Origin of the sequence: Glycomyces endophyticus, assembly GCF_039531525.1 — a bacterium.
GTDB lineage: Bacteria > Actinomycetota > Actinomycetes > Mycobacteriales > Micromonosporaceae > Glycomyces > Glycomyces endophyticus.
The window spans coordinates 168,261-183,056 of the sequence record NZ_BAAAQF010000009.1 but is presented as its reverse complement, the minus strand read 5'-3'; the positions used below and the strand labels follow the sequence as shown (position 1 = coordinate 183,056).

The following is a 14,796-nucleotide window of genomic DNA, read 5'->3' as shown; positions in this document are numbered from 1 at the left end:
CTGTTGATTCACGGACAAGCCGGATCTACCGCCTACAGGCCTCGAACCGACTGAATGCCTACAATGGAGACATGACTGTGAGCAGCCAGGACACGCACATCGGCGGCCTCGCGGTCGGGTACCTGCCCGACCGCCTCGGCGCCGCCTCCGACTTCGAGTTCGAATGGGGCGGCGTCGCGTTCGTCCAGCGCGTCTGGGAGACGCAGCTCCCCGGCGGCGCCTGGCGCGTCGACCTCCAGATCCAGGCCATGCGCGGCGAGGCCCTCGCCGACCTCGACGCCCTCCGCGAGTTTCTCGCCGAGTACCACGAGCGCGGCGGCGACTGGAAGCCCGAACCGGTCGGCGACGACGGCCTCGCGAGCGAGCACGAGGTCGCCCGCCTCCTCGCCCCCGGCCTCGCCGTCGAGGTCCGCGACCCCTTCGGCCGCCAGGGCATCGACGAGGTCAAGGCCGCCGCCGCCTCGATCGTCAAGGCGCCGTAGCCGAGCGGGCCCGGCCGCGCCGCGGCCGGGCCCTCAGTCCAGCTCCTCCCGCCGCGGCGGGTTCGCCCCCGCGCGCGAGCAGGTCGCGGCCGCGACCCGCGACGCGAAGCCGACCGCCTCGCGCGCCTCCGCGGCCGTCAGGGCGTCGAGGTCGCCGAGGCGCAGCCGCCCGTTGCGGCCCAGCCAGTCGAGCAGGCCCCCGCTGAAGGCGTCCCCGGCGCCGACCGTGTCGACCATGTCCACCGGGGCGGCCCCGACCGCGAACGACTCCCCGCCGGCCCACACCAGCGCGCCGTCGCCGCCGCGTGTCACCACGACGAGCTTGCGTCCCTTCGCGATCCACGACTCGGCGAGCGCCTCGGGCGCCTCGCCGGGCCACACCCACGCCAGGTCCTCGTCCGAGACCTTCACGATCGCCGCGAAGGCGAGCCACCGCTCCAGGCGCTCGCGGTACGCGTCCCGGTCGCCCAGCAGCGCCGGGCGCACGTTCGGGTCCAGGCTGACCGTCGTGCGCGTGCTCAGCCCCGCCAGCCACCGCTCCAGGACCGGCCCGCCCGGCTCCAGCGCGAGCGCCAGCGACCCGGCGTGGACCGCGTCCAGGCCCGGCTCGCCGGGCAGTTCCCCGCGGCGCCACTGCCAGTCGGCGGTGCCCCCGGTGTGGAAGGCGTAGTCCGCCGACCCGTCGGGCGCGACGGAGACGATCGCGAGGCTCGTGGGCTCCTCGGCGTCGACGATCCACCGCATGTCCACCTCGGACTTGGCGAGGTGGGTCCGCAGCAGCCGCCCGAACGCGTCCGAGGACAGCCGCCCCAGGAACGCCGTCTCGGACCCCAAGCGGCCCAATGCGACCGCCACGTTCATCGGGCTCCCGCCCGGGTGCGCGACCGGGTGCCGGGCGTCCGACGCCGCCACCTCCAGGTCGATCAGGGCCTCGCCGACCACACCGATCATCCGCGCACCAGCCTCTCCGTCTGCGGGGCCGTCGCCGCGCTCCCCGTCCTGCGCAGCCGATGATATCCGCGCCTCCGCCGCCCAGTGGGTTCCGTGCGGAACGGGCGTTCATCTGCGAGGCCGCCGGCCGCCCGCCGGACCGCCGGAGCGGAACGCCAGGGCCGCCGCATGTCCCTGCGGCACTTCCACATCGGTGAATCCGGGCCCGGCGGCCGGTCCGAGGCCCGCGTGGACGCCGGCCGGGTCCGCCGCCAGCCCGGTGCCGTCGGCCTTGAGCCGGGCCTCCTTCCGGACCCAGGCCCGCGCGAACGCGGCCGGGCGGTCGGCCGGCGCCAGCGCCGCGAACTCGCGCCGCTCGACCGCGCTGAGGCAGCCGAGCAGGTCCCGCACCGCCGCCTCGCCGGGCACCGGCTCCACGTCCACCCCGACCGGCTCGGTCGCGAACGCCGCCATCGCGAACGATCCGCCGTGGGAGAGCGAGAAGTGCAGCCGCGGCGCGCCGGCCACGGCGGGGCGGCCGTGCGGGCCGCCGCACACCGGGCACGGCTCGCGCACCAGCCGCACCGCGCCCGGAGTGCACCCGAGGTACGCGCCGAGCAGCAGCCGCAGCATCACGTGCGCCACGGTGTACCGCTCCCGGTCCAGGCGGCGGGCGAAACCCGCCGCGCGCGTCGCCTCGGCGGCGTCGAGGACCGACGCGTCGACCGCGGTCGCGGTGCCGGCCAGGAAGACCGCGGCCCCGCCCGCCGCGGGCAGTGCCGGGGCCGCGGGCGCCGCGCCGTCGAACCGGACCGGGACCAGCGTGCGGCCCTCCGGCGGCCGGGCCCGCGGGCCGGTCGTCGCGTCCATCGTGCGGACCTCCTTCGTCTCGCGGGAGCCGCGGGCGGCGCCCGCCGGGGTGACCTGCGGGACTGCCCGGCGGGAGCTAGGGCACGATGAGGCCATGCAGATCGACTCCCGAAGCGGCGCACTGGTCCTCATCGACCTCATGCCGCGCATCATCGCCCTGGAGACCGCCCCGCGCACCGGTGCCGAGGTCAGGGACCGGTGCCTCGCGCTCGCCGCGCGCGCCCGCGAGGCCGGGGCCGCGGTCGTCTGGGTCCGCGTGGAGCGGCCGAACGTCGACGAGCAGCCGCCCGGCAGCGGCCTCGACGCGGCGTGCGCGCCGCGCGAGGGCGAACCGGTCGTCGTCAAGCGCGCCTGGAGCGGCTTCCACGAGACCGGGCTCCACGAGCTCCTGTCCTCGCGCGGCGTCGCGACCGTCGTGATCGCGGGCCTGGTGACGACGTTCGGCGTCGAGTCGACCGCGCGCACCGCCGCCGACTACGGGTACGAGGTGGTGCTCCCGACCGACGCGATGGCCGCGTTCAGCGCCGAGGCGCACGCCTTCGCCGAGGAGCTCGTCTTCCCCTCCATCGGCACGGTGTGCGCCTCGGACGACCTGGTCTGGTCGGCGGCCTTACGGCGCGGCGGCCTTCGCCTCCTCCTTCTCGGGCGCGGGGTCGTTGAGCCCCAGCTCGTCGGCGAACGAGCGGCGGCGGTACTTCCAGGCCACGAACGCGGCCGGGGCCGACGTCGACAGGGCCGCGATGACCAGCAGCGGCGAGAACAGGCCCGCCAGCAGCATCGGCCCGGCCAGCGCCGAACCGGCCGGCGAGGTGGACTGGAGGAGCGTCCGCATGAACGTCATCGTGCGGCCGCGGATGTCGGCCGGGATGCGCGCGAGGCGGAGCACCTGCGCCGACACCGTCATCGGCGTCGACACGAACTCCAGGATCATGAGCCCCAGCAGGATCATCCACACCTGCGGTCCGAACAGCCACAGCAGGCCGAGGCCGCCGATGAGCTGGAGGAGGCCGACGCGCAGCATCTGCCGGTCGGTGGGTTTGACGACGCCGGAGAGGAACGCGCCGATCAGCGCGCCGGAGTTGGCGATGGCGAGCACGACGCCGAGCGTCCCGGCCCCGGCGTGGAGCTGCTCGACCACCAGCCAGGGTATGACCACCCGGATCATGCCGACCGTGGCGTTGAACAGGGCGAAGCTGACGGTCGTCCACACCAGCACGTCGTCGCGTTTGAACAGCTCGAACACGGGCTTCCACCCGAAGCTCTGCCGCAGGCTCATGCTGGTGTTGCCCTCGGGCGCGGCCAGCGGGGCCTTGATCGCCATGATGCACGCGGCGAGGACGAGGTACGTGAACGCGTCGATGATGAGGACCGTCGGCGCGTCGAAGACCGCGATGAGGACGCCGCCGATGGCGGGCCCGGCCATGCCGGCCGCGCCGTACGCGATCGACTCGAGCGCGGTCGCCGAGTGCAGCGCCCGCTTCTCGACCAGTTCGGGCACGAGCGTGGGCACCACCGCGAGGGGCACGATCTTGAGCAGGCCGTAGACGCCCGCGGCGACGTACAGGTGCCACAGCTGGAGCTCGCCGGTCCAGGCGATGATCGGCACGAGCGCGACCACGATCGCGCGGAACAGCGAGTCGGCGATGAGCAGGAACCGCCGCGAGAGGCGGTCCATGAGCGGGCCGATCACGGTGCCGCCGAGGATGATCGGCATCGTGTAGCAGACCGCCATGACGGCGACCGAGCCCGCGTTGCCGATGGTGATGGCGAGCCAGGCCAGGGCGGTCCAGGTCGCGCCGTCGCCGATGAGGCTGACGACGGAACCGGACCACAGCAATCGGTAGTCGCGGTTCTTCAGGACGGAGATGAGTTCTTTCACGGGGGGTCCTACCTCCTGGGCGTGTCGGTCGTTCGGTGGTCCGCGGCGACGAGCTCGGCGACGTCGCGGGCCCGGGTTCGGGCGAAGTAGTGGCCGCCGGCGTCGAGTTCGCGCAGGGTGACGTCGGCGGCGATCTGGGTCCAGTCGCGGTGCGCCTCGCGGTAGCCGGCGACGAGGGGGTCGTCGCCGGTGCCCACGAAGGTCACGGGGGTGCGCAGGCGCACCGGTTCGGGGCGCTCGCGGGCGTCGATGAAGTACCGGTGCCCGGATGCGCTGTCGTGCTTGAACATGCGGCAGATGAAGTCGCGCTGGTCGGGTTCGAGCCCGTCGGCCTCGGTGAAGCCGGTGCGCTCGACGAGCCAGGCGATGATCTCGTCGTCGGTGAGGCCTTCGGCGACCTCGATGGCCTCCCGCAGGTAGTCGGGGGAGTTGAGGAGCTTGGCGCCCAGGTAGAGGCGGCGCACGTCGGCGCCGCGCTCCTCGAGCAGGCGGCAGGCCTCGACGGCGGGGGCCGCCCCGAAGCAGTGGCCCCACAGGATGACCGGGCCCTCGATCCGCGCGGCGACGTCGTCGGCGACGAGCCGCCCGGTCTCGGCGATGGTCGTGAGCGCCTCGCCGGGGAACCGCGGGTCGTGGCCGGGGAACTCGACGGCGTGGACGGCGATGCCGGGCTCGACGGCGGTGAGCGCCTTGGCGAGGTCGAGGAAGTTCGACGGGTGCCCGGCGGCGTACGGCAGGCACACGAGGGTCGCCGACGGCGTCCGCTCGGCGGCCGCGAGCCGCCGCAGGACTCCCTCGTCGGCCGCGGCCGTGCCGAGGACCGCGGCGAGGTCGAGGAGCCGCGGGTGCTCCATGACGTCGATGAGGCCGACGTCCCCGCCCAGGCCCATGGTCACGCGCATCGCGGTGAGCGAGTTCCCGCCTAGGTCGAAGAAGTCGTCGGTGCGGCTGAGCTCCTCGGCGGGGATGCCGAGGACCTTTTCCCAGGCGGCGGCGACGCGCCGCTCGGCCTCGCCGGCGGGCGGCGCGAACGCCGCCGCTTCGGCCGCTTCGGCCGGGGCCGGGGCGGCGATGAGCTCGAGTTCCCCTGCGGGCGTCCAGCGTCCGCGCTCGCCGGTGTCCCGGGGGCCGCCGCCGCCGAGCACCGTGATCCGGCCGGGGGTCCCGACCGGCGCGGGCATGCCGTGCGCGTCGAGGACCCGCACCGAGGCGCCGTCCGCGGCGGGCGCGAACCGCTCCAGGGCCGCGCGCCCCCGCGGGTACTCGTCCTCGACGAGCACGCGCTCGGCGCCGTCCAGGAGCGACAGGGCCGTGTACTCCCCGCCCGGGTCGCCCGTCATGAGCTCCAGGGCCCGCACGTAGTAGCCGCCGATGCGCGCGATCTGCTCCGCGCTGACGCGGTCCGCGTGGTAGTGCAGGCTCAGCCGCACGTTGTCGTGGAAGAAGTGCCGCGAGACCTCGCAGCGCAGCGGGAACTCGGTCTCGGCCTGCACCAGGACGTTCAGCAGGTCGAACTCGGGGAGCCGCTTGAGGTCCTTGAGCAGGTAGAAGTGGGTGAAGTTGAACGTGGACTCGAACAGGGTCCGCTGGGTCCCCAGGTCCTGCTTCATCTTCGCCATCGGGTAGCGCCGGTGAGGGAGCAGGTCGGTCTCGGCCCGGTACACGGCGGCGACCAGGTCGGCCCACGTCCCCGGTCCCTGCTCGACCCGGAACGGGATCGTGTTGAGGAACATCCCGATCGCCCGCTCGGCCCCCTCGGCCTCGGGGCGGCCCGAGTGCTCGTAGCCGGTGGCCGCGTCGTCGTCGCCGCTGATCACGGCCATGACGCGCAGGTGCGCGGCCATGAGCACGTTCTTCACCGGGACGGCGAGGTCGTCGGCGAGCGCCTGGATCGCGTCCGACAGCTCCAGCGGGATGTCGAAGTGGCTGAGCACCACCTCGTTCGGGGTGCCCGGCGCGGCGAGCGAGGGGACCTCGGTGAACGGGTGCTCGCGCAGCCGGTCCGCCCAGAACCCCCGGTCCTCGGCTGAGGCCAGGGACCGCAGCTCCAGACCCACGTAGTCGCGCTGGTGGTTGGCGCCCGCGTCCGGCTCGATCGCCTCGCCGGTGCGGAGCCGGTGGTACAGGTCGAAGACCTCGGCGTGGACCCGGTTGATGCTCCATCCGTCCACACAGGAGTTGTGGAGGCTGATGTTGTAGCGGTACAGCTCCGGTCCGAGGACCTGGACGTGCAGCGTCAGCAGGCTCCCGGGCCGCGACCAGTCGAACTCGCGGGCCTTCTCGGCCGCCGACCACGCCTCGAACCAGGCCTGCTGCTCGTCGGTGCCCATGCCGCGCTGGTCGACCACGACCAGCGGCGCGGGCGCGGTCCGGTGCACCACCTGGAGGTAGTCGCGGAACCCGTCGAGGTGGTAGGTGGTGCGCAGCATCGGGTTGCGCGCCACCGCGAGCGCCACGGCCCGCTCGAACCGCTCGCGGTCGAACGGCGCCTGGATCAGGTACGTGATGATGTCGTGGTACTCGGCGGTGCCGCGGATCATCTCGCTCTGGAAGATCAGGCCCGCCTGGAGCATCGAGAGCGGGTAGGCGTCCTCGGCGTCCGCGGGGAGCCGGTCGCGGTCCTCCTCGGCGACGAGCGCGAACGGCGCGAACTCCAGCGACTCGGGCGCCGCGGCCTCGCCGGACCGCGCGTCGAGGTACGCCGCGAGCTCGCCGATCGTGGGGTGCGCGAAGAACTCCTGGAACGTGAAGTGCAGGCCGGCCCGGCGGGCCTTCGCGAGCACCACCACGAAGTGGATCGAGTCGCCGCCCACGGAGAAGAAGTTGTCGCCGACGCCCACGCGCTCGATCCCCAGCGCCTCGCACCAGATCCCGGCCAGGACCCGCTCGGTGCCCTCGCGCGGCGCGGTGCGCCCCTGCGGGCCGCCCGCGCGCCGGATCTCCGGCAGCGCCGCGCGGTCGAGCTTCCCGTTGGGCGACAGCGGCATCGCGTCCAGGACGGCGATCCGCGCGGGCACCATGTACTCGGGGAGCCGCTCGCGCAGGTGCGCGGCCAGCTCCGCCTCGGCGGCCTCGCCGGTCGCGTACCCGTGCAGGACCTGCCCGTCGCCGGCGGTGCGCACGACCACGGCGGCCTCCCGGACCCCGGGGTGGTCGGCGAGCGCCGCCTCGATCTCGCCGAGCTCGATCCGGTAGCCGCGGATCTTCACCTGGTGGTCGATGCGCCCCAGGTACTCCACGTTCCCGTCCGGGAGCCACTGCGCGAGGTCCCCGGTGCGGTACACGCGGTCCTCGCCGGGGAACGGGGCCTCCACGAACTTCTCCGCGGTCAGCTCGGGCCGGTGCAGGTACCCGCGGGCGAGCCCCTCGCCGGCGATGCACAGCTCGCCGGGGATCCCCGGCGGCAGCGGCCGCAGGTTCCCGTCCACCACGTGCAGGCGCAGGTTCTCGATCGGCCTCCCGATCGGCACCGACGCCGGCTCCGGGTCGTCGCACGGGAAGTGCGAGACGTCCACAGTGGCCTCGGTGGGGCCGTACAGGTTGACGAGCCGGGTCCCGTTCGGGGCCAGCAGCCGGTGGAACTCCCGCACCAGGCTCGCGCTCAGCGCCTCGCCGCTCGCGAACACCTGCCGCAGCCCCGCGAGCCGCCCGGCCGCCCCCGCGGACGCGACGTACTCCAGGAACACCGCGAGCATCGACGGCACGAAGTGCATCGTCGTCACCCCGGTCGACTCGACCGCGGCGATGATCGCCTCCGGGTTCCCCGCGTCGCCCGGGCCCAGGAGCGAGAGCGACGCGCCCTCGCGCATCCACCAGAACAGCTCCCACACCGACACGTCGAACGCGATCGGCGTCTTCTGGAGGATCGCGTCCGCCTCCCCGATCGGGTACGCGTGCTGCATCCACGCGATCCGGTTGATCGCCGCCCGGTGCTCGACCGCCGCGCCCTTCGGGCGCCCCGTCGAACCGGACGTGTAGATCACGTACATCAGGTCCGAGGCGTCCCCGACCGCCGGCGGCGCCCCGTCCCGGGCGTCGAACGACGCCGGGTCGTCGAGGTCGACCGCCGCGACCCCCTCGGGGACCTTCCCCAGATGCGACCGCTGCGCGCACACCAGCGCCGCCCGCGAGTCCCGCAGCACGTACTCGATCCGCGCGGCCGGATGCGCCGGGTCCACCGGCAGGTACGCGCCCCCGGCCTTGAGCACCGCGAGGATCGCGGCCGTCATCGCGAACGACCGGTCCGCCATCACCGCCACCACCGACTCGCGCCCGACGCCGCGGCCGCGCAGCGTCCACGCCAGCCGGTTCGCCGCCGCGTCCAGCTCCCCGTAGGTGTGCGCGGCCCCGCCGCACCGGACCGCCACCGCGTCGGGCGCCGCCGCGGCCCGCGCCGCGAACATCTCGTGGAACCGCACCGAGTCGTCGAGCGCCCGGCCGGTGACGTTGACCTCCTCCAGGAGCCGCAGGTCCTCGCCGCCGAGCAGCGACACCTCCGCGAGGGCCCGTTCGGGTCCCGCGCACATCCCGTCGAGCAGCAGCCCGAAGTGCGAGGCCAGCCGCCCGGCCGCGTCCTCCCCGAACACGGCCCGGTCGTAGCCGAGCCGCAGCCGCAGGCCCGCATCGGTCCGCGCGAAGTCGAACACCACCGCGGGCGCCTCCGCGAACGCCTCGTGCAGGCCCTCCAGCCGCACGCCGACGTCGAAGAACGGGCTCGCGCCCGTCGGCCTGGCCAGGCCCAGGTGGTCGGCCAGGACCTCGAACGGGTAGTCGTGGTACTTCTCGGCGTCGGCCACCGCCGCCGCCGCGACCGGGGTCAGCGACCGCAGCGACGCGCCGCCGTCCACCGCCAGCCGCACCGGGACGGCCGACGCGAGCGGCTCGGCCGCCCGGTCCCGCTCCAGCGGCAGCGGCTGCCCCACCGTCACCGACCCGGCCCCGGTGTACCGGTGCACGAGCCCGGCCACCGCCGCCGTCAGCAGCGCGTGCAGCGCGGTCGCGTCGCCGCGCCCGAACCGCTCCAGCGCGTCGCTCGCGGCCGCCCCGATCTCGAGGTCGACCCGGCCGCGGCCGGTCCCGCCTGGGGCGCCGCCGTCCCCGCGCAGGCCGGACTTCTCCCAGCCCGGCGGGAACTGCTTGTGCCAGAAGGCGGTCGCGTACGGGCGGCGGGCCGCCTCGATCTTCAACTGTCCGAGTGTCTTCACCAGAGGGTCCCTTCAGGGTGCGTGTCGAGGGGGGTCAGAAGTCGAAGACGAGGCCGCTGCCGGCCCCGTCCGCTTCGGGGGCGGCGAGCGCGGGCGCCCCGGGGTCGGCGAGGACCGCGTCCACGGTCTCCAGGAGCGCGTCCACGAAGGACTTCGCGGTGCGCTCGTGGAACAGGCGCGAGTTGTACGCCCACGTCGCCGTCAGGTCCGCGGTGCCCGCGAACTGGAGGTTGAGGTCGAACATGCTCGCGGCGCTGGCGGAGTCGTCCTGGCGGGCGGTCCCGCCCAGGCACGGCCGCCCCGCGCCCGCGGCCTCGCCGTAGGCCAGCATCGTGTCGAACAGGGGGTTGCGGCTGAAGTCGCGCTCGCCGCCGACCGCGGCGACCAGCTCGTCGAACTGGTGGTCCGCATGGGTGAAGGCCGCGATCACGTCGTCGCGGACCTCCCGCAGGAACGCCGTGAACGGCTGCCCGGGGCGGATGCGGGCCCGCAGGCACAGCGTGTTCGCGAACATCCCGGCCACGCCGTCGACGTCGCCGACCCCGCGCCCGTCCACCGGCAGCCCGGCCGTGAGGTCGGTCTGGCCGGTGATCCGGTGCAGGAACACGAAGTACGCCGCCGCGAGCGCGTGGAACAGGGTCGCCTCCTCGCGCCGCGCCAGGTCGCGCAGGCCCGCGGTCCGGGCCTCCCCGAGCGCGAAGCCGAGCCGCGCGCCGCCGTACTCGCGGACCGGCCCGCGCGGGCGGTCCGTGGGCAGCTCGAGCGGCTCGGGCCGCTCGGCGAAGGCCCGCAGCCAGAACGCCTCCTGCTGCTCGCGCACGGCGTCGCCGCCCTCGCCGCGCTGCCAGACCGCGTAGTCGCGGTACCGCAGCGGCAGGTCCGGCAGGCGCTCGCCCCGGTAGAGCCGGTCGAGGTCGTCGAGGAGCACCTCCAGCGAGCGGCCGTCGACCGCGGCGTGGTGGAGGTCGAGGACCACCAGCCTCCCGTCCGCCGAGCGCCACGCGCGCAGGAGCGGCGGCGCCGACAGGTCGAACGGCAGCGGCCGCCACGACTCCGGGTCGTCGAGGACCGCGACCGGGACCGCGACCTCCTCGTGGATCCGCTGGTACGTCTCGGCGCCCATCTGCACGAACCCGGTCCGCAGCGCCTCGTGCCGGGCCGCGAGCGCCCGCAGCGCCGACTCCAGCCGGCCGTGGTCGACCGGCTCGGGGAGCCGGATCTGCACCGGGAGGTTGTAGTGGGTCGCCGCCTCGTCCTTGGCCTGCTCGACGATGATCCGCCGCTGCTGGGCCGAGACCGGGTACACCGCCCGGTCGGGGGCCGGGACGAGCGGCGGCAGGCCGCCCGAGCCCGCGCCGCGGACCAGGGCCGCGATGCGCCGGGCGGTCGGGTGGGCGAGCAGCCGCGCCGCCGGGAGGCGGACGCCGAGCTCGCGGTGGATGCGGCCGGCCACGACCGCGGTCGTCAGCGACGAGACGCCGAGCCCGAACAGGTCGTCGTCCAGGCCGACGGCCGCGCCGAGCGCGTCGCGCCACATCGCGGCGACCGCCCGCTCGACCTCGTCCCCTTCGACCGCGACCGCCTCCCCGGCCTCCGGTTCGAGGCGGGCGAGCGCGCCCCGGTCGATCTTCCCGCTCCGGTTGAGCGGCATGGAATCCAGGCGCGTGAACACGGCCGGGACCATGTAGTCCGGGAGGGTCCGGCCCAGCTCCTCGCGCAGGCGCTCCGGTGAGAGGTCGTCCCCGGTGCAGTACGCGCACAGGTACTTCTCGCCCCCGCGGGACCGCACCAGCACCGCCGACTGGAGGACGCCGCCGAGCGCGTTCAGGTGCTGCTCGACCTCGCCCGGCTCGATCCGGAAGCCCCGGATCTTCACCTGGTTGTCGACCCGGCCCAGGAAGTCGATCGTCCCGTCCGGGAGCCACCGCACCAGGTCCCCGGTCCGGTACAGCCGCCCGCCCGGCGCGAACGGGTCGTCGCCGAACACGCGCGCGGTCAGGTCCGGGCGGTTCCGGTACCCGTCGGCGACCCCGTCGCCGCCGGTGTACAGCTCGCCCGGCAGCCCGACCGGCTGCGGCCGCATCGCCGCGTCCAGCACGTACGCCGTCGAGTTCGGGATAGGCCGCCCGATCGGGACGCGCCCCTCGGGGGCCGCGGCGATCCGGTGCGCCGTCGAGAACGTCGTGTTCTCGGTGGGCCCGTAGCCGTTCAGGACCTCCAGGTCCGGGCACGCGGCCATGAGCGCCGCGATGTGCGGCCCCGACAGCACGTCCCCGCCCGCGATGAGCTGCCGCAGCGGCGCGAAGATCGACGGGTCCTGGTCCACCAGGAGGTGCAGCAGCGGCGCCGTCAGCCACATGGTCGTGATCCGGTGCCGCGCGATCTGCGCGCCGAGCGCCGCCGCGTCGAGCAGGGTCTCGTCCGGGACCAGCGCGATCGACCCGCCGTTGAGCAGCGGCCCCCACAGCTCCATCGTGGTGACGTCGAAGACGATCGCGCACGTCTGGAGCAGCCGCGTGTCCGGCGACAGGTCGAGGTAGTCGCAGCTCGTCGCCAGGCGCACCACCCCGCGGTGGGGGACCACCACGCCCTTCGGGTTCCCGGTGGAGCCGGAGGTGTAGATGACGTAGGCGGTGTCGCCCGGCGCCGTCGAGGCCGACGGGAGCTCCCCGCCGGCCTCGTGCGGCCCGGCCGCGTCGACCACGGCGACGCCGGGAGCCGGCGGGACGTCGACGCCCGCGGCCACCAGGGCCTCGATCCCGCAGTCCGACAGCAGGAACGCGCGCCGGTCCGCCGGATAGGCCGGGTCCACCGGGACGTACGCCGCCCCGCACTTCAGGATCGCCACGGTCGCCACCACCATGTGCGGCACCTTGTCCGCCAGCAGCGCCACCCGGTCGCCCGCCCGCACGCCGCGGCGCATCAGCGTGCGCGCCAGCGCGTCCGAGCGCTCGTCGAGGTCCCGGTACGACAGCGACTCGCCGTCGCGCACCACCGCGGGCCGGTCCGGACCCGCCGCGACCTGCGCCTTGAACAGCTCCACGAGCGTCGCCCCGCGCGGATACGCGGTCGGCGGCGGATTGAACCGCCCGAAGACCGCGTCCCGCTCGGCGGCGGTGAGGATCTCCAGCCCGCCGACGCTCGTCCCCGGCGCCTCGGTCAGCGCCGCGACGACCTCGGCGAGGTGCCCGAGCGCGCGGGCGGTCCAGCCCGGGTCGTCCCCGTGCGAATGCCCGACCGCGGTCAGCGTCAGCTCCGACGCCGAAGCGCTGCAACCGAATACGAGCCCGTGCACGCCGGGATGGTCGGTCTTCCCGAGCAGGTCCACCGCGAGCGCGCACCCGGCCGGATCGGCCGCCGCCTCCCGCGGGACGCAGTCGCCGATCGCCGCGGCCGGCCCGGTCGCGGCCCCGAGCACCCGGACGGCCCCGTCGGCGCCGGTCACCGCGACCGCCGCCGCTTCGCGCCCGCTGTACCTGGCGTCGAGCAGCAGCGCGGCCGCCGTCACGAGCGCTTCGGGGTCGGCCGGGCCCGGCGGCAGCGCCAGGGTCTCGCGGACCGGCGCGCAGCCGTCCGGCCCGCACTCGCCGTGGAGGGCCAGCGCCCGTTCGAGCCGGTCCATGTCGAAGTCAACGTTCATGATCGGATCTCCTCACTCGGCTGCCGCTGCGCGGACGCGTAGCGGGGGCGCACGGCGGCGGCGATCCGGCGGACCGTCCGCGCCAGCGCCCGGTGGTCGGGCGCGGTGCCGTACACGACGGCCAGGCACTCCTGGGTCCCCTTGCGCCAGTCCAGGACCCGGCCCGCCTCGGCGCGCACGTCCACGTGCGTCACCCCCGGGACCCGGAGCAGGTCGTCGATCCCGTCGAGGCGCTCGAGCACCGCGAGGTACGGCGGCGCGGCCACGTAGTGCCGGAACGCCACCGCCCGGTAGCCCGGGGCCCGCTCCGCGACCGGCAGGCCGAGCGCGACCGCGATGGCGTCGCGCAGCAGGTCGGGCCCGCCGGCCCGCAGGTGGACGTCGCCGACGTAGCCGCCGAGCCGCCCGTTGACCTCGACGATCCGGGGTCCGGCGGGCGTCAGCTTCACCTCGGTGTGGACCGCGCCCCAGCGCACGCCCAGCGCCGCGACCGCGGCCTCGGCGTGCGCCGCGACCCGGTCGGCGACCGGGCGGTCGAGCGTCGAGGGCGCGAACTGCCCGGTCTCCCGGAACGGCGGCGCGAGCGGGAGCTTCCCGGTCACGTGCGAGGACGCGATCGCCCCGTCGGCCACGATCGACTCGACCGACACGAAGTCGCCCCAGCCCGGTCCGGCGGCGGCGGGGTCGCCGATCAGGAACTCCTCGAGGACGAAGGGGCCGCCGGCGTCCCGGAGTACGCGCTCGGCCTCCTCAATGGTCTGAATAAGGTGCGTGTCGGCGCTGGCCGCGCCCTTCCTGGGCTTCAGTACGGCCGGGAGTCCGACCGCTCGCGCCGCCGCCGCGAGATCGGCGGGCGAATCCACTGCGGCATTGCGAGTGGCGTCGACTCCGGCCTCCCGCAATGCGCGCCGCTGCGCATTCTTATCGGTGAGGAGTCGCACCACCGTCGGGTCGTGGAATCGGAGTCCGCATTCCGCCGCGGCCGCCGCGGTCAAGTCGAGTTGGAATTCGCTGAAGGTGGTGATGCCGTCGGCGCCGATCACCTTGGCGACTCCGCTGACGTCGCGGGCGCTGGGATCGGATATCGCGATCACGGTTCCGGATTGGTGAAGCTGGTCGAGGTGTCGCGCGACGTTCGGATTCGTGGGATCGCATACGAATACGATGTCGCAGGTTCCATGCGCAGCAGTGGCTATGTCCACGGGTCCGGCAGCGCCGACGTCGTAGACGACCATGAGTTGATGTTTCATTATGAGTACGCCTTGGGGTTGTTTGGGGCAGCCCAATGGCCGGGATGCGGCGCGGCCGTCAGAACGGCACGCCGATCGCAGGGTCGAGCAATCGTCGGTGTGGGGTTTCCATTTGAGTGCGGGTGCTAAGTGGAAGCTGTCGCGTTCCGAGATAACGGTAGCGCAACAGTCAATCACCCTAGGTGCAAGTCGATAACAACGGTATATACAAACGATAACGAAACGATATACGAAGATCACAGAAAATGATCTTGGAAAGCAATACCAAATACACCGAAGTGCATTCAGTGAATGCGTTGCGATCGCACTCGAATTGCACTTGCAATGCAGAGTGGCAAATGAGTGCAAAGAAATATTCGACGGTATAAGTCCAATATGCGAGAAATATCCATCACTATATTTCTGACTATATGGCGTGATATACGGAAGTGCCCCGTGTTGCCGAGGTGTCGCAGTGGGCCGGGAAATGCGATAGCTTCGCTCCGACGGCTCGACGAGAGGGGACCGCACCGATGCGCGGATATCCACTGCCGCAGGGGAA

8 protein-coding genes and 1 pseudogene are annotated in these 14,796 nt (G+C 73.9%); 3 read left to right on the top strand and 6 right to left on the bottom strand.

Annotated features, from left to right (window positions below):
• The first annotated feature begins 71 nt into the window (after positions 1 to 71).
• The gene (locus tag ABD419_RS13630; protein ID WP_344487250.1) at positions 72 to 482 is read left to right on the top strand and encodes a hypothetical protein; all 411 of its coding nucleotides are present in this window, start codon (positions 72 to 74) and stop codon (positions 480 to 482) included.
• A 33-nt stretch (positions 483 to 515) separates the two neighbouring features.
• Here the strand turns inward: ABD419_RS13630 and ABD419_RS13625 are convergent, their stop codons facing one another.
• On the bottom strand, positions 516 to 1,433 hold the full coding sequence (locus ABD419_RS13625) for a carbohydrate kinase family protein (RefSeq protein WP_344487248.1): 918 nt from the start codon (positions 1,431 to 1,433) through the stop codon (positions 516 to 518).
• A 108-nt stretch (positions 1,434 to 1,541) separates the two neighbouring features.
• Complete coding sequence (locus ABD419_RS13620; protein ID WP_344487246.1) at positions 1,542 to 2,282, bottom strand: 4'-phosphopantetheinyl transferase family protein; 741 nt, start codon at positions 2,280 to 2,282, stop codon at positions 1,542 to 1,544.
• 94 nt (positions 2,283 to 2,376) lie between these two features.
• Here ABD419_RS13620 and ABD419_RS13615 point away from each other — a divergent pair.
• Positions 2,377 to 2,811 (top strand): annotated as a pseudogene (locus ABD419_RS13615) (cysteine hydrolase family protein); the annotation flags it as partial.
• Between the two features lie 81 nt (positions 2,812 to 2,892).
• On the opposite strand, the gene ABD419_RS13610 reads toward ABD419_RS13615, so the two are convergent.
• The 4 genes from ABD419_RS13610 to ABD419_RS13595 are packed head-to-tail and all read right to left on the bottom strand — an operon-like array spanning position 2,893 to position 13,868.
• Positions 2,893 to 4,161, bottom strand: a complete 1,269-nt coding sequence (locus tag ABD419_RS13610; RefSeq protein WP_344487244.1) for an MFS transporter — start codon at positions 4,159 to 4,161, stop codon at positions 2,893 to 2,895.
• 8 nt (positions 4,162 to 4,169) lie between these two features.
• On the bottom strand, positions 4,170 to 9,365 hold the full coding sequence (locus tag ABD419_RS13605) for an amino acid adenylation domain-containing protein (protein ID WP_344487242.1): 5,196 nt from the start codon (positions 9,363 to 9,365) through the stop codon (positions 4,170 to 4,172).
• Between the two features lie 34 nt (positions 9,366 to 9,399).
• Complete coding sequence (locus ABD419_RS13600; RefSeq protein ID WP_344487240.1) at positions 9,400 to 13,005, bottom strand: amino acid adenylation domain-containing protein; 3,606 nt, start codon at positions 13,003 to 13,005, stop codon at positions 9,400 to 9,402.
• Entirely contained in the window at positions 13,002 to 13,868 is an 867-nt protein-coding gene (locus tag ABD419_RS13595) for a hypothetical protein (protein WP_344487238.1), read from the bottom strand. Before ABD419_RS13595 ends, ABD419_RS13600 begins: the two co-directional genes overlap by 4 nt.
• Before the next feature lie 90 nt (positions 13,869 to 13,958).
• On the opposite strand from ABD419_RS13595, the gene ABD419_RS13590 reads away from it, so the two are divergent.
• Positions 13,959 to 14,384, top strand: a complete 426-nt coding sequence (locus ABD419_RS13590; protein WP_344487236.1) for a hypothetical protein — start codon at positions 13,959 to 13,961, stop codon at positions 14,382 to 14,384.
• Positions 14,385 to 14,796: the final 412 nt, after the last annotated feature.